At 62.8% G+C, this 17,583-nt stretch carries 22 protein-coding genes; 10 read left to right on the top strand and 12 right to left on the bottom strand.

Features of this window, described 5'->3' with window-relative positions; genetic code table 11:
• Window positions 1–28: 28 nt before the first annotated feature.
• The 12 genes from V3314_RS08630 to V3314_RS08575 form a co-directional block, all read right to left on the bottom strand.
• Window positions 29–1,309: a CynX/NimT family MFS transporter gene (locus V3314_RS08630; RefSeq protein WP_196183016.1), complete on the bottom strand. Its 1,281-nt coding sequence runs from the start codon at window positions 1,307–1,309 to the stop codon at window positions 29–31.
• Window positions 1,310–1,322: 13 nt separating this feature from the next.
• Window positions 1,323–1,973, bottom strand: a complete 651-nt coding sequence (locus tag V3314_RS08625) for a FadR/GntR family transcriptional regulator (RefSeq protein WP_085600617.1) — start codon at window positions 1,971–1,973, stop codon at window positions 1,323–1,325.
• Between the two features lie 163 nt (window positions 1,974–2,136).
• On the bottom strand, window positions 2,137–3,183 hold the full coding sequence (gene hisC / locus V3314_RS08620) for a histidinol-phosphate transaminase (RefSeq protein ID WP_135001613.1): 1,047 nt from the start codon (window positions 3,181–3,183) through the stop codon (window positions 2,137–2,139).
• A gap of 2 nt (window positions 3,184–3,185) precedes the next feature.
• Window positions 3,186–4,511 carry a histidinol dehydrogenase gene (hisD, locus tag V3314_RS08615; RefSeq protein ID WP_338460134.1) on the bottom strand — a complete coding sequence of 442 codons (1,326 nt, stop codon included), beginning with the start codon at window positions 4,509–4,511 and terminating at the stop codon, window positions 3,186–3,188.
• Window positions 4,512–4,637: 126 nt separating this feature from the next.
• On the bottom strand, window positions 4,638–5,273 hold the full coding sequence (gene hisG, locus V3314_RS08610; RefSeq protein ID WP_046615762.1) for an ATP phosphoribosyltransferase: 636 nt from the start codon (window positions 5,271–5,273) through the stop codon (window positions 4,638–4,640).
• Between the two features lie 123 nt (window positions 5,274–5,396).
• Window positions 5,397–6,662, bottom strand: coding sequence for a UDP-N-acetylglucosamine 1-carboxyvinyltransferase (gene murA / locus V3314_RS08605; RefSeq protein ID WP_046615763.1), 1,266 nt, complete (start codon window positions 6,660–6,662; stop codon window positions 5,397–5,399).
• A gap of 23 nt (window positions 6,663–6,685) precedes the next feature.
• Window positions 6,686–6,925, bottom strand: coding sequence for a BolA family protein (locus V3314_RS08600; RefSeq protein WP_003255121.1), 240 nt, complete (start codon window positions 6,923–6,925; stop codon window positions 6,686–6,688).
• A gap of 117 nt (window positions 6,926–7,042) precedes the next feature.
• Window positions 7,043–7,345 (bottom strand): STAS domain-containing protein, encoded by a 303-nt coding sequence (locus tag V3314_RS08595; RefSeq protein ID WP_046615764.1) that lies wholly within the window; start codon window positions 7,343–7,345, stop codon window positions 7,043–7,045.
• Entirely contained in the window at window positions 7,342–7,989 is a 648-nt protein-coding gene (locus tag V3314_RS08590) for an ABC transporter substrate-binding protein (protein ID WP_046615765.1), read from the bottom strand. The genes V3314_RS08595 and V3314_RS08590 overlap by 4 nt, the downstream gene beginning before the upstream one ends.
• Before the next feature lie 9 nt (window positions 7,990–7,998).
• Complete coding sequence (mlaD, locus tag V3314_RS08585) at window positions 7,999–8,484, bottom strand: outer membrane lipid asymmetry maintenance protein MlaD (RefSeq protein WP_003257921.1); 486 nt, start codon at window positions 8,482–8,484, stop codon at window positions 7,999–8,001.
• Entirely contained in the window at window positions 8,484–9,281 is a 798-nt protein-coding gene (gene mlaE, locus V3314_RS08580) for a lipid asymmetry maintenance ABC transporter permease subunit MlaE (RefSeq protein ID WP_013971083.1), read from the bottom strand. Before mlaE ends, mlaD begins: the two co-directional genes overlap by 1 nt.
• A complete protein-coding gene (locus V3314_RS08575; protein WP_012270662.1) occupies window positions 9,281–10,090 on the bottom strand; it encodes an ATP-binding cassette domain-containing protein in 810 nt (269 codons plus the stop codon). The genes mlaE and V3314_RS08575 overlap by 1 nt, the downstream gene beginning before the upstream one ends.
• Window positions 10,091–10,338: 248 nt before the next feature.
• Between V3314_RS08575 and V3314_RS08570 the strand changes: the two genes are divergently transcribed.
• The 10 genes from V3314_RS08570 to V3314_RS08525 all read left to right on the top strand — a co-directional run bounded on the left by V3314_RS08570 (window position 10,339) and on the right by V3314_RS08525 (window position 17,352).
• The gene (locus V3314_RS08570) at window positions 10,339–11,313 is read left to right on the top strand and encodes a KpsF/GutQ family sugar-phosphate isomerase (protein ID WP_003257920.1); all 975 of its coding nucleotides are present in this window, start codon (window positions 10,339–10,341) and stop codon (window positions 11,311–11,313) included.
• A 12-nt stretch (window positions 11,314–11,325) separates the two neighbouring features.
• Window positions 11,326–11,850 (top strand): HAD family hydrolase, encoded by a 525-nt coding sequence (locus V3314_RS08565; RefSeq protein ID WP_024086339.1) that lies wholly within the window; start codon window positions 11,326–11,328, stop codon window positions 11,848–11,850.
• A gap of 8 nt (window positions 11,851–11,858) precedes the next feature.
• Window positions 11,859–12,431: an LPS export ABC transporter periplasmic protein LptC gene (lptC, locus tag V3314_RS08560; protein WP_046615766.1), complete on the top strand. Its 573-nt coding sequence runs from the start codon at window positions 11,859–11,861 to the stop codon at window positions 12,429–12,431.
• Complete coding sequence (gene lptA / locus V3314_RS08555) at window positions 12,418–12,942, top strand: lipopolysaccharide transport periplasmic protein LptA (RefSeq protein ID WP_015269063.1); 525 nt, start codon at window positions 12,418–12,420, stop codon at window positions 12,940–12,942. The genes lptC and lptA overlap by 14 nt, the downstream gene beginning before the upstream one ends.
• Window positions 12,943–13,668 carry an LPS export ABC transporter ATP-binding protein gene (lptB, locus tag V3314_RS08550; RefSeq protein ID WP_046615767.1) on the top strand — a complete coding sequence of 242 codons (726 nt, stop codon included), beginning with the start codon at window positions 12,943–12,945 and terminating at the stop codon, window positions 13,666–13,668.
• 176 nt (window positions 13,669–13,844) lie between these two features.
• Entirely contained in the window at window positions 13,845–15,338 is a 1,494-nt protein-coding gene (locus V3314_RS08545; RefSeq protein WP_015269061.1) for an RNA polymerase factor sigma-54, read from the top strand.
• Window positions 15,339–15,417: 79 nt separating this feature from the next.
• Window positions 15,418–15,726, top strand: a complete 309-nt coding sequence (gene raiA / locus V3314_RS08540) for a ribosome-associated translation inhibitor RaiA (protein ID WP_003255135.1) — start codon at window positions 15,418–15,420, stop codon at window positions 15,724–15,726.
• Window positions 15,727–15,738: 12 nt separating this feature from the next.
• A complete protein-coding gene (gene ptsN / locus V3314_RS08535; RefSeq protein ID WP_046615769.1) occupies window positions 15,739–16,203 on the top strand; it encodes a PTS IIA-like nitrogen regulatory protein PtsN in 465 nt (154 codons plus the stop codon).
• Between the two features lie 2 nt (window positions 16,204–16,205).
• On the top strand, window positions 16,206–17,060 hold the full coding sequence (gene rapZ / locus V3314_RS08530; RefSeq protein WP_085587488.1) for an RNase adapter RapZ: 855 nt from the start codon (window positions 16,206–16,208) through the stop codon (window positions 17,058–17,060).
• Between the two features lie 19 nt (window positions 17,061–17,079).
• The gene (locus V3314_RS08525) at window positions 17,080–17,352 is read left to right on the top strand and encodes an HPr family phosphocarrier protein (RefSeq protein ID WP_013971075.1); all 273 of its coding nucleotides are present in this window, start codon (window positions 17,080–17,082) and stop codon (window positions 17,350–17,352) included.
• The last annotated feature ends 231 nt before the right edge of the window (window positions 17,353–17,583 follow it).

The following is a 17,583-nucleotide window of genomic DNA, read 5'->3' as shown; positions in this document are numbered from 1 at the left end:
GAAAGGGCCGGCACTGCCAACATCAACGTCAGACTTTCTCGCTGCTCACCTGCACATGCAAAGCCCGCCCGGCCCCCAGGCCGAACACGATGGCACCCAGCCCCAGCACGGCAAAGATCCACCCCACTGCCGCCCAGCCCCCGGTCAGGTCATGCACCAGCCCCACCGCAAACGGCCCCATCGACGCCAAGGTATAGCCCACCCCCTGCGCCATGCTCGACAGGTTTGCCGCCACATGGGCATCCTTCGAGCGCAGCACGATCAAGGTCAGCGCCAGGGCAAAGGTACCGCCCTGCCCCAGGCCCAGCACAACCGCCCACGCCCACAGCCCGGACAGCGGCGCATACAGGCACCCGAACAGGCCGGTCAGGGTAATCAGCATGACCAGCAGGATCGCCAGGCGCTGGTCCTTGCCGCGAGTGGCCAGCCAGGGCGCACTGAGCGAGCTGACCAGCTGCACGATCACCGACCCCGACAGCACCAGCCCCGCCTCGGTCGGGCTCAGGCCGCGACCGATCAGAATCGATGGCAACCAGCCAAATACGATGTAGGCCAGTGACGACTGCAGGCCCATGTACAGGGTTACCTGCCAGGCCAGCGGGTCACGCCACAACCCACGCACGCGATAAGCTACCTTGTGCAGGCCATGGCCCTGGCGGGCCTGCGGCAGCCACACCAGCATGGCCAGCAGGGCCGGCAGCATCCAGAAGCCGAGGCCCAGCGCCCAGCTGTCGTTGAAGTGCTGGGCCAGGGGCACCGTGGCGCCAGCCGCCATGGCGGCGCCCAGGCACAACGCCATGGTGTACACGCCGGTCAGCGTGCCAGCGTGCTGCGGGAAATCGCGCTTGACGATGCCCGGCAACAGCACGCCAATGATGCCGATGCTGGCACCCGCCATGAGGCTGCCGAGGAACACCCCGGTGGCCCCCAGGCTACTGCGCACGACTATGCCAAGCGCCAGGGTGGCGAGAATGCCGAGGATCACCCGCTCGCTGCCAAAGCGCCGCGCCAGCACCGGCGCCAAAGGGGCGAACAGCCCCAGGCACAGCACTGGCAAGGTGGTCAGCAAACCGGCCTGCGAGGCGTTCAGCCCCAGGCCTTCGGACACCTGGCCCAGCACCGGCGCCATGCTCGACAATGCCGGGCGCAGGTTCAATGCCACCAGCACCAGGCCGAGCAACAACAGCCAAGGCCGCTGTATCGGTACCGGCTGCTGTTGGACCTGCTCGTCGTCAGCCTCGGCGTCGATCAGCAATTCTTCGAGGTCCCGCTCGCTCGGTGGGGTGTTACGGGTGATGGAATCAGCCATGGCCTTCTCGGAGTCAGGATGCGATAAGGGTACGGCTCAGGCGCTTGGCCTGCTCCGCATCGCGTTGCTCGATGGCGGCAAGTATCTGCCCATGTAAGTCGAACGTGGCTTGACAGCGCGGCACGGTCGCCATGTTGTGCTGCAGCGCGGCAGCCACCACCCCGGAAAAGTACCGGTACAGCTCACTCAAGGCCGGGTTATGGGCGGCATCGACCAGCCGCTGGTGAAACACCAGGTCGCAGGCCACATAAGCATCGATATCACCGTGAAAATGCCCGGCGCTATTGGCCAGGGCTTCACGCAGCGCCTGCAGGTCGGCGTCGGTTCGGCGCAGTGCGGCCAGGCCAATGGCCTCGGCTTCGAGGATATGCCGGGTTTCGCGGGCCTGCTCGGGCGTGCAGCGTGACATCGCCTGCACCGCCTGCAGCGGGTCCTGGGCGGTACGCAGGTAGCTGCCGTCGCCCTGGCGGATCTCCACCAGGCCACTGAACGCCAGCACACGCATGGCCTCGCGTACGGTATTGCGGCTTATGCCCAACTGCAGGGCAAGCTCCGGCTCGGTCGGCAAACGCTGGCCAACCTGCCAGTCGCCCAGCACGATGCGTTCGCGCATGCGCTCGACGGCCAGTTCGACCAGTGAACGCTTGGTCAATTCGCTACTCATTCAACTCAACCAATCATCCGATGAATTGGCGCAGCATACCGGTGGGCAAAGTGTTTGTCATTGAAGAGAGCAGCGATTAAAAACCTGGCGCGATTTTTTGTAGGAGCGCCCTTTCGCGACACAAGGCCGCTCCTACAAGGACCGCGCAGGGCAGTGGATGGCGTCAGCTCAACGCATCGAGCAGCGCCTGGTTCATCTCTGGCGTACCAATGGTGATGCGCAGGAACTGGGCAATGCGCGGCTGCTTGAAGTGGCGCACGATCACGCCCTGTTCGCGCAGTCGCGCAGCCAGCTCACCGGCATCTCGTTGCGGATGGCGAGCGAAGATGAAGTTGGCTGCCGACGGCAACACTTCGAAGCCCTTGGCCTGCAGCTGCCCGACCAACACCTCGCGACTGTCGATCACCTTGCGGCAGGTTTCCTCGAAGTATTCGCGGTCCTCGAACGCCACCGCCGCGCCAACGATCGCGGCACGGTCCAGCGGGTAGGAGTTGAAGCTGTTCTTTATCCGCTCCAGCGCCTCGATCAAGTCCGGGTGCCCCACCGCCAGCCCAACCCGCAACCCGGCCAGCGAACGCGACTTCGACAGGGTCTGAGTGACCAGCAGATTGTCATAGCGGTCCACCAGGCTGATTGCGGTTTCGCCACCGAAGTCGATGTAGGCTTCATCAACCACCACCACCGAATCACGGTTGGCCTGCAGCAACTGCTCCACCACCTGCAGCGGCATCAGGCAACCGGTCGGCGCGTTGGGGTTGGGGAAGATGATGCCGGCGTTGGGCTTGTCGTAGTCCTCGATGCGAATCTGGAACTGCTCGTCCAGCGCCACCTGCTCGAAGGCAATACCGTACAAGCCGCAGTAGACCGGGTAGAAGCTGTAGCTGATGTCCGGGAACAGCAGCGGTGCGTCATGCTGGAACAGGCCGTGGAAGATGTGCGCCAGCACCTCGTCCGAGCCGTTGCCGACGAATACTTGTGCCGGGGTCACGCCATAGTATTCGGCCACCGCCTGCTTCAGCCGGTCACCGTTCGGGTCCGGGTACAGGCGCAGGTTGTCGTTCAGCTCGCCGCGCATGGCCTCCAGCGCCTTGGGCGAAGGGCCGTAGGGGTTTTCGTTGGTGTTCAGCTTGACCAGGCGGGCCAGCTTGGGCTGCTCGCCCGGCACGTAAGGCACCAGGTCCTTGACGAAGGGGCTCCAGAATCGACTCATGCTCAGTTCCCCTTCTCTTGGGTCAGGATGCGGTATTCAGCGCTGCGGGCGTGGGCAGTCAGCGACTCGCCACGGGCCAGGACCGAGGCGGTGTGGCCCAGTTCGGACGCGCCCTGCTCGGAGCAGAAAATGATCGACGAGCGCTTCTGGAAGTCGTACACCCCCAGCGGCGACGAGAAACGCGCGGTGCCGGAAGTCGGCAGCACGTGGTTGGGGCCGGCGCAGTAGTCGCCCAGCGCTTCGCTGGTGTGGCGGCCCATGAAGATCGCGCCAGCGTGGCGGATGTGCGGCAGCCAGGCCTGCGGGTCGGCCACCGACAGCTCCAGATGCTCGGGTGCAATGCGGTTGGCCACTTCCATGGCCTGTTGCATGTCACGTACCTGGATCAGCGCACCGCGGCCATTGATCGACTTCTCGATGATCTCGGCACGTTCCATGGTCGGCAGCAGCTTGTCGATGCCGGCAGCAACGCGGTCGAGGAAGGAGGCGTCCGGGCTCACCAGGATGGCCTGGGCATCTTCGTCGTGCTCGGCCTGGGAGAACAGGTCCATGGCGATCCAGTCCGGGTCGGTCTGACCATCGCACACCACGAGGATTTCCGACGGGCCGGCGATCATGTCGATACCCACCTGGCCGAACACGTGGCGCTTGGCGGTGGCAACGTAGATGTTGCCCGGGCCGACGATCTTGTCCACCTGCGGCACGCTTTCGGTACCGTACGCCAGGGCGGCGACAGCCTGGGCACCGCCGACGGTGAACACACGGTCGACACCGGCGATGCAGGCAGCCGCCAGCACCAGTTCGTTGACCTCGCCACGCGGGGTCGGTACCACCATCACCACTTCGGCCACGCCGGCAACCTTGGCCGGGATGGCGTTCATCAGCACCGACGACGGGTACGACGCCTTGCCACCCGGCACATACAGGCCGGCGCGGTCCAGTGGGGTGACCTTCTGGCCGAGCACGGTGCCGTCGGCTTCGGTGTACTGCCAGGAGTCCTGTTTCTGCCGCTCGTGGTACATGCGCACGCGGTTGGCGGCCTTTTCCAGGGCTTCGCGCTGGGCCGGGGTAATGCGGGTCAGGGCCAGTTCCAGGCGCTCGCGATTGAGGATCAGGTCGTCAATCGACTTGGCATCGACACCATCGAAACGCTGGGTGAATTCCACCAACGCCGCATCGCCACGCTCGCGCACGGCCTTGATGATGTCGAGCACGCGCTGGTTGACCGCGTCATCGGACACACTTTCCCAGCTCAGCAGATGATCCAGATGTCGGGCGAAATCCGGATCAGCAGCGTTGAGACGGGCAATTGCAGTGGACACGGTCATGGCGAGGGCCTCGATTATTGGCGAATGCTCAGGCGCCCTAAGCTACCAGTCCATCCGCGCGGGCACCCGAGAAAAATGGCTATGACGCGGATAGATGGGCGCGACAGCGAAGGTCGCGCGCAGGAATCAACCGCGGTGTCGCGATTCGACCGCTTCGCGCAGCGTGTCGATCAGGCTCTGGATACGGGCGTGCTGCATTTTCATGGAGGCCTTGTTGACCACCAGGCGCGAGCTGATCGTGGCGATCAGTTCCTGGGGCTCCAGGCCGTTGGCACGCAGGGTGTTGCCGGTGTCGACCACGTCGATGATCTTGTCAGCGAGATTGATCAGCGGTGCCAGCTCCATCGAGCCGTACAGCTTGATGATGTCGACCTGGCGGCCCTGCTCGGCGTAGTAGCGCTTGGCTACGTTGACGAACTTGGTAGCCACGCGCAGACGGCCCTTGGGCTCAGGTGCACCGACCACACCGGCGGTCATCAGCTTGCAGCGGGCAATCTGTAGGTCCAGGGGCTCGTACAGGCCTTGGCCGCCGTACTCCATCAGCACATCCTTGCCGGCCACACCCAGGTCGGCGGCACCATGCTCGACATAGGTCGGCACGTCGGTGGCACGCACGATCAGCAGGCGCACATCGTCCTGCGTGGTGGGGATGATCAGTTTGCGGCTCTTGTCCGGGTTCTCGGTCGGCACGATACCGGCCTCGGCCAGCAATGGCAGGGTATCGTCGAGAATACGGCCTTTGGAAAGCGCGATGGTCAACATTGGAACGTCGGTCCTTAAGCGGCTACTGCCGGCCGGGCGTAGAGCCCGACCGCATTCAATTCGTTAGGCACATCCTGCGAAAGCGGGCAAACCGCACTCCCACAGGATGCACCAGGCAGACGATTAGCCCGGCACGCGACGGATCTTCGCGCCCAGCATCTGCAGTTTTTCTTCGATGCACTCGTAACCACGGTCGATGTGGTAGATGCGATCGATCAGGGTATCGCCTTCGGCTACCAGCGCCGACAGCACCAGGCTGGCGGAAGCACGCAGGTCGGTGGCCATTACCGGGGCACCCTTCAGCGCCTTGACGCCTGTGACGATGGCAGTGTTGCCTTCGACCTGGATCTGCGCGCCCATGCGGTGCATTTCATAGACGTGCATGAAGCGGTTCTCGAAGATTGTCTCGATCACTGCACCGGTGCCTTCGGCAATGGCGTTGAGCGAGATGAACTGCGCCTGCATGTCGGTCGGGAAAGCAGGGTACGGGGCGGTACGCAGGTTGACGGCTTTCGGCCGCTTGCCGTGCATGTCCAGCTCGATCCAGTCGTCGCCGGTATTGATGTCGGCGCCGGCTTCCTTGAGTTTTTCCAGTACTGCTTCAAGGATGGTCGGGTCGGTGTCCTTGACCTTGACGCGACCACCGGTCACGGCAGCGGCAACCAGGTAGGTGCCGGTCTCGATACGGTCCGGCATCACGCGGTAGTTGGCCGAGCCCAGACGCTCGACGCCGTCGATGACGATGGTGTCGGTACCGGCGCCCTGGACATTACCGCCCATGGCGTTGATGAAGTTGGCCAGGTCGACCACTTCCGGCTCGCGCGCGGCGTTCTGCAGCACGCTGCGGCCCTTGGCCAGGGCAGCGGCCATCATGATGTTCTCGGTACCGGTCACGCTGACGGTGTCGAAGAAGAAGTGCGCACCGCGCAGGCCACCCTCAGGCGCCTTGGCCTTGATGTAGCCGCCTTCGACTTCGATCTTCGCGCCCATGGCCTCGAGGCCACGGATGTGCAGGTCGACCGGGCGCGAACCAATGGCGCAACCGCCAGGCAGGGCCACTTCGGCCTCGCCGAAACGGGCGACCATCGGGCCCAACACCAGGATCGAGGCGCGCATGGTCTTGACCAGCTCGTAAGGCGCGACCAGGGTCTTGATGGTGCGTGGGTCGATCTCGACCGCCAGCTTTTCGTCGATCACCGGCTCGATGCCCATGCGGCCGAACAGCTCGATCATGGTTGTGATGTCGTGCAGGTGCGGCAGGTTGCCCACGGTGACCGGGCCGTCGGCCAGCAGGGTCGCCGCCAGAATCGGCAGGGCTGCGTTCTTCGCGCCCGAAATGCGGATCTCGCCATCAAGGCGAGCGCCGCCAGTAATAATCAGTTTGTCCATTGGAATCTCGCCGCCACGTTGGCTCAGGTGCGCTCAGCCCAGGCTGCGCTGCTGAAAAATTTCATGGTTACCGCATGGATGCTGCCATTGGCGATCCACGGATTCAGGTGAGCATAGATCGCCTGCTGGCGTTTGACCGGGCTCAGGCCAGCCAACTCGTCGCTGATCACGTTCAACTGGAAGTTGCAGCCTTCGCCTTCAACTTCGACCCGGGAACCCGGCAATTTCTCTTCAAGGAAGCTTTTAACTTCTACGGCCTGCATGCTCAACCTCAATCGGCGCCCGATGCGCACGGGTCGGCCATCATACAAAAAAGCCCCTCGCCTGCGAAGCCCAACGAGGGCTTCGCTGACCGAGGGGCCATCATCCGTGCCGGAACATCAGGTTGCCAGCACTTCATCGAGGTCATAGACCTCGGCAATTTCCCGCATGTCGTCGGGCATACCGCGCACCTGGCAACCCTTGCCGGTGGCCTGGGCATCGCGCATGAAGGCCAGCAGCAACGACAGGCCAACACTGGTGGAGCGCTGTACAGCCGAGCAATCGAGCACCAACTGCGCCTCGCGGCAGCCCGCGATCAGCGCCCTGCCCTGCTTGCGCAGGGCGGGCCCGCTGCGGTAGTCCAGCACGCCGGCCAGGCGCAGCACGCCCGGCTCGGCCATGCTTACGCCGGCCTCACTCATTTGACGGTCTTCTCTGGCGAGTTGTCGGCGGCCTGCTTGGCCTTGGCCACTTCGCCGGCCCAGCCGTCGATGGTCTTGTCCAGGTCGTTGCCATTGCGCTGCATGGCATCGGCGAACTGGTCGCGGAACAGCTTGCCGATGTTGATGCCGTTGACGATCACGTTACGCACCTTCCATTCGCCACCCAGGTTTTCCAGAGTGTACTGAACCGGGTACACGGCGCCATTGTTGCCGGTGACCTTCATGCCTACGGAGGCACGCTTGCCGTCATCGGCCTTGGCCGGGTCCACGACGATCCCCTGGTTGTTGTACTCCAGCAGGGCGTTACCGTAGAACTGGAACAGACTGCGCTTGAAGTTTTCCTGGAAGCGCTGCATCTGCTCGGGCGTGGCCTTGCGCGAGTACTTGACGGTCATGATGCTTCTGGAAATACCGTCGGCATCGACCACGGGCGTGAGGATACGGTCAAGGGCGTCGTAGAACGCTTGCGGGTTGGACTTGTACTGCTCCTTGTTGGCCTTGAGCTCACCCAGCAGCTCTGTGGTGGTGCTCTGCACCACGTCATGCGGAGACTGCGCGGCCAGCGCCATCAGGGGGAAGGCCGCCAGCAGGACCAGCAAGCCACGTCGCAGGATCGAAATCATGGAAACTCCTTAATTAGCCGGTTGCGCTTCTTTCGGTTCCTTGCCAACGGAGTTGAGCAGGAACTTGCCAATCAGATCTTCCAGCACCAGCGCCGACTGGGTGTCATGGATGGTCCCGCCGTCCTTGAGCACTTGGTCCTCACCGCCCACGCTGATGCCGATGTACTTCTCGCCAAGCAACCCGGCCGTCAGGATCGAGGCCGTGGAGTCGGTCGGCAGGTTGTCCACCGACTTGTCCAGTTGCAGCGTCACCCGACCGGTGTAGGAATCACGGTCCAGATCGATGGCGGTAACCTTGCCGATGGTCACACCGGCCATGGTCACTTTAGCTCTGACCGTCAAACCAGCGATATTGTCGAAGTAGGCATAAACTTTATAGGTATCGCTGCTCGGGCTGGCCGACAGCCCGCTGACACGCAGGGCGAGCAGCAGCAGCGCCAGGATCCCGGCCAGGAGGAACAGGCCGACACCGATTTCCAGGGTGCGGTTTTGCATCAGAAATCTCCAAACATCAAGGCGGTCAGAATAAAGTCCAGACCCAGCACTGCCAACGAGGCATAGACCACGGTCTTGGTGGTGGCACGGCTGATCCCTTCTGAGGTGGGCTCACAGTCGTACCCCTGGAATACGGCGATCCAGGTCGTGACGAAGGCAAATACCAGGCTCTTGATCAGCCCGTTGAGCACGTCGTCGGTGAACGAAACACTGTTCTGCATGTTGGCCCAGAACGAGCCCTCGTAGACGCCCAGCCAGTCCACCGCGACCCACGAGCCACCCCAGATGCCGACCACGCTGAAAATCAGCGCCAGCAACGGCAGCGAAATGAAACCGGCCCACAGCCGCGGCGCGACGATGTACTTGAGAGGGTCGACGCCGATCATTTCAAGGCTCGACAGCTGCTCGGTGGACTTCATGTTGCCGATTTCCGCGGTGAGCGCCGAACCGGCACGGCCAGCGAACAGCAATGCCGTCACCACCGGGCCGAGCTCACGCAGCAGGGTCAGGGCGACCATCTGCCCCACCGCCTGCTCCGAGCCGTACTTGGTCAGGATGCTGAAGCCCTGCAGCGCCAGCACCATGCCGATGAACACGCCGGACACGACGATGATCGCCAGCGACAGCACGCCCACCGAGTACAGCTGCTTGGTCAGCAGCTGGAAGCCGCCACCGATGCCGCCACGGCCGATCAGTGCATGGAACAGGAACAGGCAGGAGCGCCCCAGCACCGCCAGCACGTCAATGGCCGAGCGCCCCAGCAGGCGGACACGTTCGAGTAAGGATTTTCTGCGCATCAACGCGCTCCCAGCAGGTCGGCGCGGTAGTCAGGCGCAGGGAAATGGAAAGGCACCGGGCCGTCCGGGTCGCCCTTCATGAACTGGCGAATGCGCGGGTTGTCCGAGCCCATCAGCTCGTCAGGCGTCCCCTGGCCCAGCACCTGGCCATCACCTACGACATAGATGTAGTCGGCAATGCTGGCGGTTTCCGCCAGGTCGTGGGAAACGACGATGCTGGTAATACCCAGGGCGTCGTTGAGCAGGCGGATCAGACGCACCAATACACCCATGGCGATCGGGTCCTGGCCGACGAACGGTTCGTCGTACATGAGGATCTGCGGGTCCAGCGCAATCGCCCGGGCCAACGCCACACGGCGCTTCATGCCACCGGACAGCTCGTCGGGCATCAGGTCGATGGCACCGCGCAGCCCCACGGCCTGCAGCTTCATCAACACGATATCGCGGATCATCTCGTCCGACAGCTGGGTGTGCACGCGCAGCGGGAACGCGACGTTCTCGAACACATCGAGATCGGTGAACAGCGCGCCGCTCTGGAACAGCACCCCCATTTGCTTGCGGGCGTCGAACAGGTCGCTGCGCGACAGCGTCGGCAGGTTCTGCCCGGCAACCCAGACCTCACCGCTGGAGGGGCGCAGCTGCGCGCCCATCAGGCGGAGCAATGTGGTCTTGCCGCAACCCGATGGTCCCATGATACCGGTGACCTTGCCGCGCGGGATGCGAATGTCGACATTGCTGAAAATGCTGCGCGAACCGCGTTTGAAGGTAACCCCCTTCAACTCGACCGCGTAGGCGCTATCCACACTCATCTAGACTCCTTGCTAGTGCAGCCTCGTCCTAATGGACGTCGGCCTCCATCTGGAAGGCACAAGCGCCCCAGGCAGGCCGAATAGCGGCGAACTATAGCACCGCTGACAGCACCGCCCCAAGGCCGGCTAACGAGTCGTTCAGCCCTGCGACAGGCTGACCAGACATTCACCACGGCAATCGAAAGCGTGAGGGTTTCTTTCATTGCAGCTATAATCGCCGCCTTTTCATCAGGCATTGCTTTTTCGACATGAGCCAATCCAGCGAGCTGATCCAATCCGCCCAACGCACCCTGCGCCTGGAACTCGAGGCCGTAGAGGCCCTGCTGGCGCGCATCGACGACAATTTCGTCAAGGCCTGCGAACTGATCCTGGCCAGCAAGGGCCGGGTCGTCGTGGTCGGCATGGGCAAGTCCGGGCACATCGGCAACAAGATCGCCGCCACCCTGGCCAGCACCGGCACGCCGGCGTTTTTCGTGCACCCGGCCGAAGCCAGCCATGGCGACATGGGCATGATCACCCGCGATGATGTCATCCTTGCCCTGTCGAACTCCGGCAGCACCGCCGAAATCGTCACCCTGCTGCCGCTGATCAAGCGCCTGGGCATCAAGCTGATCAGCCTGACCGGCAACCCGGACTCGCCCCTGGCCCAGGCTGCCGAGGTCAACCTCGACGCCCGCGTCGAGCAAGAGGCCTGCCCGCTGAACCTGGCACCCACCTCCTCCACCACCGCATCGCTGGTGCTGGGCGACGCGCTGGCCATTGCCCTGCTCGAAGCTCGCGGCTTCACCGCGGAAGACTTTGCCTTCTCGCACCCGGGTGGTGCTCTGGGCCGCCGCCTGCTGCTCAAGGTGGAGAACGTGATGCACGCCGGCGACGAACTGCCCCAGGTGCCCCGCGGCACCCTGCTCAAGGACGCACTCCTTGAAATGTCCCGCAAAGGCCTGGGCATGACCGTGATCGTCGAAGCCGATGGCAAGCTGGCGGGGATCTTCACCGACGGCGACCTGCGCCGCAGCCTGGACCGCAACATCGATGTCCACACCACCCTGATCGACCAGGTAATGACCGTGCACGGCAAGACGGCCCGCGCCGAAATGCTCGCGGCCGAGGCCCTGAAGATCATGGAAGACCACAAGATCGGCGCCTTGGTGGTGGTGGACCGCGAGGACCGCCCCACCGGCGCCCTGAACATGCACGACCTGCTGCGCGCCGGCGTGATGTAAAGGAGCGATGGAATGAACCAGGACCTCATGCAACGCGGCAAGAACATCAAGCTGGCAGTGTTCGACGTGGACGGCGTGCTCACCGACGGGCGCCTGTACTTCCTAGAGGACGGCAGCGAGTTCAAGACGTTCAATACCCTCGACGGCCAGGGCATCAAGATGCTCATGGCCTCGGGCGTGACCACCGCGATCATCAGCGGGCGCAAGACCCCGGTGGTCGAGCGCCGGGCGAAGAACCTCGGTATCCCGCACCTGTACCAGGGCCGCGAGGACAAACTGGTGGTGCTGGACGGCCTGCTCGCCGAACTGGGCCTGAGCTATGCTCAAGTGGCCTACCTTGGCGACGACCTGCCCGACCTGCCGGTAATCCGCCGCGTGGCCCTGGGCATGGCGGTCGCCAACGCCGCGCCGTTCGTGCGCCAACACGCCCATGGCGTGACCCAGGCACGTGGCGGCGAAGGCGCGGCCCGTGAATTCTGCGAACTGATCATGCAGGCCCAGGGCACCCTGGACGCTGCCAACGCCAACTACCTGTAAGGCTGCCCATGTTCAGCAAGAAAGCCCGCAACATTGCGCTGCTCGCGGTAATCGCCGCCCTGCTGGTGGCGATCGGCTACTGGAATGTCAGCCCGGAAAGCTTCCTCGACAAGCCGGTGGCCCAGGTCGACGAAAGCGCCATCGACTACTACGCGGTCAACGCTCACAGCCTGCAGTTCCTGCCCGATGGCAAGCTGCAGTACGAAATGACTGCCGACAAGGTCGAACACCTCAAGGCCAGCGAAATCACCCTGCTGACCACGCCGGACCTGCACCTTTACCGCGGTACCGAATACCCCTGGCACGTACAGAGCACTCGCGCCGAAGTCAACCCGGACGGCAGCGAAGTCGAACTGATCGACAACGTACGGGTCGCCCGCACCGACGAAAAGCAGCGCGAAATGATCATTACCAGCTCACGCATGACCGTGTTCCCGCAGAAGCAATATGCGCAGACCGAGCAAGCCGTTAGAATCGACGGCGCCGGTGGCACAACTACGGGCAAAGGAATGAAAGCGTATTTGAAAGAAGGCAAGATGGACTTGCTCTCTAACGTAAGAGGACAGTATGAGGCTCGTTAAAACCCTCCCCCTTTTGCTCAGCCTGAGCGCAGCACTGGGAAGCGCGAGCGCCCTCGCCCTGCCGAACGACCGTGACCAGCCTATCCGCATCCAGGCCGACAACGCCCACCTGGACGACAAGCAGGGCGTGGCCACCTACACCGGCGACGTGATCATCACCCAGGGTTCGATGATGATCAAAGGCAACACCGTGACCATCACCCGCTCCGCCTCCGGCGACATCGACGTGGTGACCTCGGTGGGCAACCTGGCCTACTTCGAGCAGCAGCAGAGCGCAGCCAAACCGGACAAGATGAAAGGCTGGGCGGTGACCATCCAGTACCAGTCGCAGAAGGACATGGTGATCCTCACCGACCGCGCCAAGGTCGAGAACGAAGGCAACACCACCGAAGGCGAGAAGATCGTCTACAACACCCAGACCCAGGTGGCAACCGCCGGTCGCGGTGGCAACGTGACCTCGCCGCGTCAGCGCATCGACATGGTGATCCAGCCCAAGAAGAAGGCCGAGTAAATGGCAACCCTCAAAGCCCAGCACCTGGCCAAGAGCTACAAGGGGCGGCAGGTCGTACGCGACGTCAGCCTGTCGATCGACAGCGGCCAGATCGTCGGTCTGCTCGGCCCCAACGGCGCCGGCAAGACCACCTGCTTCTACATGATCGTCGGCCTGGTCCAGGCCGATCAGGGGCGCGTGCTGATCGACAACCTCGATGTCAGCCACCAGCCCATGCACGGTCGCGCCCGCGCCGGCATCGGCTACCTGCCGCAGGAAGCCTCGATCTTCCGCAAGCTGTCGGTGGCCGACAACATCATGGCCATCCTCGAGACCCGCAAGGACCTCGACCGCGACGGCCGGCGCAAAGAACTGGAAAGCCTGCTGCAGGAGTTCCACATCAGCCACATTCGCGACAACCTCGGCATGAGCCTGTCCGGTGGTGAGCGCCGCCGCGTGGAAATTGCCCGCGCGCTGGCGACCGCACCCAAGTTCATCCTGCTGGACGAACCGTTTGCCGGTGTCGACCCGATCTCGGTCGGCGACATCAAGCAGATCATCCATCACCTCAAGGCCAAGGGTATCGGTGTACTGATCACCGACCACAACGTGCGTGAGACCCTGGATATCTGCGAAACCGCCTATATCGTCAACGATGGCCGGCTGATCGCTGAAGGCGACTCCGAAACCATCCTGGCCAACGACCTGGTCAAAGAGGTTTACCTGGGCCACGAGTTCCGGCTCTGACCCCGGCACGCGCCTGGAGTACTGGCAAATCGCCCTGAAGGCCGGGGTAAAGTTGTTACAGTGCTCTAGGCAAACGCTACAATTTAAGGCATAAAACTTGCTTGATCTGGCGCCCCGGCGCCCTCGTGTAGTGGATGGCGCATGCGCGCCGGCGAACAAGGTATTAAGCCCCAGCCATGAAACCATCGCTCGTCCTAAAAATGGGCCAGCAACTGACGATGACACCGCAGTTGCAACAGGCCATCCGCCTGCTCCAGCTCTCCACCCTGGACCTCCAACAGGAAATCCAGGAAGCGCTGGAGTCGAACCCGATGCTCGAACGTCAGGAAGACGGCGACGACTTCGACAATAGCGACCCGATGGCGGACAACGCCGAGAACAAGCCGGCCGCCGAAGTCCAGGACAACAGCTTCCAGGAAAGCACTACCAGTGCCGACACCCTGGAAGACGGTGAGTGGAGCGAGCGCATCCCCAACGAACTGCCGGTCGACACCGCCTGGGAAGACATCTACCAGACCAGCGCCAGCAGCCTGCCGAGCAACGACGACGACGAGTGGGACTTCACCACCCGCACATCGGCCGGCGAAAGCCTGCAAAGCCACCTGCTGTGGCAACTGAACCTGGCTCCGATGTCCGACACCGACCGCCTGATCGCCGTCACCCTGATCGACAGCATCAACGGCCAGGGTTACCTGGAAGATACCCTCGAGGAAATCTGCGCCGGTTTCGACCCGGAGCTGGATATCGAGCTGGACGAGGTCGAAGCGGTACTGCACCGCATCCAGCAGTTCGAACCAGCCGGTGTTGCCGCCCGCACCCTGGGCGAATGCCTGTTGCTGCAACTGCGCCAGCTGCCCGCCAGCACGCCGTGGATGGCCGAAGCCAAGCGCCTGGTCACCGACTTCATCGACCTGCTCGGCAGCCGTGATTACAGCCAGCTGATGCGTCGCATGAAAATCAAGGAAGACGAGCTACGCCAGGTCATCGAGCTGGTACAAAGCCTCAACCCGCGCCCCGGCTCGCAGATCGAGTCCAGCGAGCCTGAGTACGTGGTGCCCGACGTCATCGTGCGCAAGGACAGCGACCGCTGGCTGGTGGAGCTGAACCAGGAGGCCATTCCGCGCCTGCGCGTCAACCCGCAATATGCCGGTTTTGTGCGCCGGGCCGACACCAGCGCCGACAACACCTTCATGCGCAACCAGTTGCAGGAAGCGCGCTGGTTCATCAAGAGCCTGCAAAGCCGCAACGAAACCCTGATGAAGGTGGCCACGCAGATCGTCGAGCACCAGCGCGGCTTCCTCGATCACGGCGACGAAGCGATGAAGCCATTGGTGCTGCATGACATCGCCGAAGCGGTGGGCATGCACGAGTCGACCATTTCGCGGGTAACCACGCAGAAATACATGCACACGCCGCGTGGCATCTACGAACTGAAATACTTTTTCTCCAGCCACGTCAGCACCTCCGAAGGCGGAGAATGCTCGTCTACGGCGATCCGCGCGATCATCAAGAAACTGGTTGCGGCGGAAAATCAGAAAAAGCCATTGAGTGACAGCAAGATCGCTGGTTTACTGGAGGCACAAGGCATCCAGGTAGCCCGTCGCACCGTCGCCAAGTACCGCGAGTCCCTCGGCATCGCACCGTCGAGCGAGCGCAAGCGACTGATGTAGCCCCTGAGATGTGCCACAGCGTTTGTGGGGCAGGTGCAAGATCTGCCTCTTTATGCACGGGCAACAAAGGAGAAGCTGTATGCAAGTCAATATCAGTGGACAGCATGTAGAAGTCACCCAGCCACTGCGCGATTACGTGCTTGAAAAGCTCGCTCGCGTGGAAAGTCACTTCGACAAGATCACCAACGTGCAGGTCATCATGAAAGTCGAGAAGCTGCAGCAGAAGGTCGAGGCGACCTTGCAGATTCCCGGCGGCGAAGTGGTTGCCAACGCCGAACACGAAGACATGTATGCAGCGATCGACGCCTTGGCAGACAAGCTCGACCGCCAACTGAAAAAACACAAGGAAAAACAGCAAAGCCTGCTGCAAGGTGCAGCTGCCCGCTGATCCCCCTCATCCATGATCCGACTTGAAACCATCCTGACCCCCGGCCGTTCCCTCGTGAACGTGCCGGGCGGCAGCAAGAAGCGCGCCCTGGAAAAGGTCGCCACCGTCATCGCCGATCAAGTGCCCGAACTGGAGATGCAAGACGTCTTCGAAAAACTGATCGCCCGGGAAAAACTCGGCTCGACCGGTTTCGGCAACGGCATCGCCATCCCGCACTGCCGGCTTGAAGGATGTTCCGCTCCGGTCAGCGCCCTGCTGCATCTGGAAGCCCCTATCGACTACGACGCCATCGATGGCGCGCCGGTGGACCTGCTGTTCGTCCTGCTGGTGCCAGAAGCCGCCACCGATGCCCATCTGGAACTGCTGCGCCAGATTGCCAGCATGCTCGATCGCAAGGAGGTCCGTGATCGCCTGCGTGCGGCCACCAGCAGCGAGGCCCTGTTCCAGGTTGTCCTGGACGTACAGAACGAGCACTGAACATGCGCCTGATCATCGTCAGCGGCCGGTCCGGCTCCGGCAAGAGCACCGCCCTCGATGTCCTGGAAGACAACGGTTTCTACTGCATTGACAACCTGCCCGCCGGGCTGCTGCCACAACTGGCGGAAAATGCGCTGATCAATACCGAGTTGCTGCAACCCAAGGTCGCCGTGTCGATCGACGCGCGCAACCTGCCCAGCCACCTGACGCGTTTCCCCGAGTTGCTCGAAGAAGCCCGCGCTCGGCATATCCAGTGCGACGTGCTGTATCTGGATGCCGACGAAGACATGCTGCTCAAGCGCTTCTCGGAAACCCGCCGGCGCCACCCGTTGACCAACGCCAACCGCTCGCTCGCGGAAGCGATTCGGGTGGAAAGCGAATTGCTGGGGCCAATTGCAGACCTGGCCGACCTGAAGATCGACACCACCAGCCTGAACCTGTACCAGTTGCGTGATTCGATCAAGCTGCGCCTGCTCAACCAGCCCGAGCCTGGCACCGCGTTCCTGGTCGAGTCGTTCGGTTTCAAGCGCGGAATGCCGGTCGATGCAGACCTGGTGTTCGATGTGCGCTGCCTGCCCAACCCCTACTGGAAGCCCGAGCTGCGTGAGCACTCCGGCCTCGACCAACCGGTGATCGACTACCTGGCCGCACAGCCGGATGTCGAAGAGATGTTCAACGACATTTCCAGTTACCTGCTCAAGTGGCTTCCCCGCTTCGCCGCCAGCAACCGTGCCTACGTCACCATTGCCATTGGCTGCACCGGCGGTCACCACCGCTCGGTGTACATCACCGAACGCCTTGGCCAGCTGCTGCAGCAATCCCTGAAAAACGTCCAGGTCCGCCACCGCGACCTCTAGCCCAAGGATCCGCCCCACGATGCCCGCCCGTGAAATAACCATCATCAACAAGTTGGGCCTGCATGCCCGGGCGGCAGCCAAGTTCGTCGGCGTTGCCGGCCGCTTCCCCTGCCAGGTCAGGGTTGGCCGTGCGCCGGACAAGCTAGTGGATGGCAAAAGCATCATGGCGGTAATGATGCTGGCGGCCGGCAAAGGTACGCAGGTGCACCTTCATACCGAAGGTGAGCAGGACGACGATGCGATGGCAGCGCTGGTCGAGCTGATCAACAATTATTTCGACGAAGGCGAATGAATTTTGCAGGCCTGCACGGTCCGTGTGGGAACAGCTTTTCAGCACAAATCGCCTGTGCAAGCGGTACGCGTACCCGTGTGGGAGCGGCTTTAGCCGCGAAGAATCCAACGCGGTGCATGGCACCGACTTCGCCGGTGTTCGCGGCTAAAGCCGCTCCCACAAAGTCCCCGCTGATTCAATGAGTTATGTGCCGCTCCCCACAGCGAAGCCGGTGAAAACATCATCATACGG

The sequence above is a fragment of the Pseudomonas sp. TE3-3-F2023 genome (assembly GCF_036784815.1).
Classification (GTDB): Bacteria; Pseudomonadota; Gammaproteobacteria; order Pseudomonadales; family Pseudomonadaceae; genus Aquipseudomonas; species Aquipseudomonas pudica.
The sequence above is the reverse complement of the archived record's forward strand: the minus strand, read 5'-3'. Positions and strand labels throughout refer to the sequence as shown.

Excerpts from the sequence above, each read along its gene's own strand:
- V3314_RS08630 (WP_196183016.1), bottom strand. The coding sequence starts at position 1,309 with ATGGCTGATTCCATCACCCGTAACACCCCACCGAGCGAGCGGGACCTC.
- V3314_RS08625 (WP_085600617.1), bottom strand. The coding sequence starts at position 1,973 with ATGAGTAGCGAATTGACCAAGCGTTCACTGGTCGAACTGGCCGTCGAG.
- hisC (WP_135001613.1), bottom strand. The coding sequence starts at position 3,183 with ATGAGTCGATTCTGGAGCCCCTTCGTCAAGGACCTGGTGCCTTACGTG.
- hisD (WP_338460134.1), bottom strand. The coding sequence starts at position 4,511 with ATGACCGTGTCCACTGCAATTGCCCGTCTCAACGCTGCTGATCCGGAT.
- hisG (WP_046615762.1), bottom strand. The coding sequence starts at position 5,273 with ATGTTGACCATCGCGCTTTCCAAAGGCCGTATTCTCGACGATACCCTG.
- murA (WP_046615763.1), bottom strand. The coding sequence starts at position 6,662 with ATGGACAAACTGATTATTACTGGCGGCGCTCGCCTTGATGGCGAGATC.
- V3314_RS08600 (WP_003255121.1), bottom strand. The coding sequence starts at position 6,925 with ATGCAGGCCGTAGAAGTTAAAAGCTTCCTTGAAGAGAAATTGCCGGGT.
- V3314_RS08595 (WP_046615764.1), bottom strand. The coding sequence starts at position 7,345 with ATGAGTGAGGCCGGCGTAAGCATGGCCGAGCCGGGCGTGCTGCGCCTG.
- V3314_RS08590 (WP_046615765.1), bottom strand. The coding sequence starts at position 7,989 with ATGATTTCGATCCTGCGACGTGGCTTGCTGGTCCTGCTGGCGGCCTTC.
- mlaD (WP_003257921.1), bottom strand. The coding sequence starts at position 8,484 with ATGCAAAACCGCACCCTGGAAATCGGTGTCGGCCTGTTCCTCCTGGCC.
- mlaE (WP_013971083.1), bottom strand. The coding sequence starts at position 9,281 with ATGCGCAGAAAATCCTTACTCGAACGTGTCCGCCTGCTGGGGCGCTCG.
- V3314_RS08575 (WP_012270662.1), bottom strand. The coding sequence starts at position 10,090 with ATGAGTGTGGATAGCGCCTACGCGGTCGAGTTGAAGGGGGTTACCTTC.
- V3314_RS08570 (WP_003257920.1), top strand. The coding sequence starts at position 10,339 with ATGAGCCAATCCAGCGAGCTGATCCAATCCGCCCAACGCACCCTGCGC.
- V3314_RS08565 (WP_024086339.1), top strand. The coding sequence starts at position 11,326 with ATGAACCAGGACCTCATGCAACGCGGCAAGAACATCAAGCTGGCAGTG.
- lptC (WP_046615766.1), top strand. The coding sequence starts at position 11,859 with ATGTTCAGCAAGAAAGCCCGCAACATTGCGCTGCTCGCGGTAATCGCC.
- lptA (WP_015269063.1), top strand. The coding sequence starts at position 12,418 with ATGAGGCTCGTTAAAACCCTCCCCCTTTTGCTCAGCCTGAGCGCAGCA.
- lptB (WP_046615767.1), top strand. The coding sequence starts at position 12,943 with ATGGCAACCCTCAAAGCCCAGCACCTGGCCAAGAGCTACAAGGGGCGG.
- V3314_RS08545 (WP_015269061.1), top strand. The coding sequence starts at position 13,845 with ATGAAACCATCGCTCGTCCTAAAAATGGGCCAGCAACTGACGATGACA.
- raiA (WP_003255135.1), top strand. The coding sequence starts at position 15,418 with ATGCAAGTCAATATCAGTGGACAGCATGTAGAAGTCACCCAGCCACTG.
- ptsN (WP_046615769.1), top strand. The coding sequence starts at position 15,739 with ATGATCCGACTTGAAACCATCCTGACCCCCGGCCGTTCCCTCGTGAAC.
- rapZ (WP_085587488.1), top strand. The coding sequence starts at position 16,206 with ATGCGCCTGATCATCGTCAGCGGCCGGTCCGGCTCCGGCAAGAGCACC.
- V3314_RS08525 (WP_013971075.1), top strand. The coding sequence starts at position 17,080 with ATGCCCGCCCGTGAAATAACCATCATCAACAAGTTGGGCCTGCATGCC.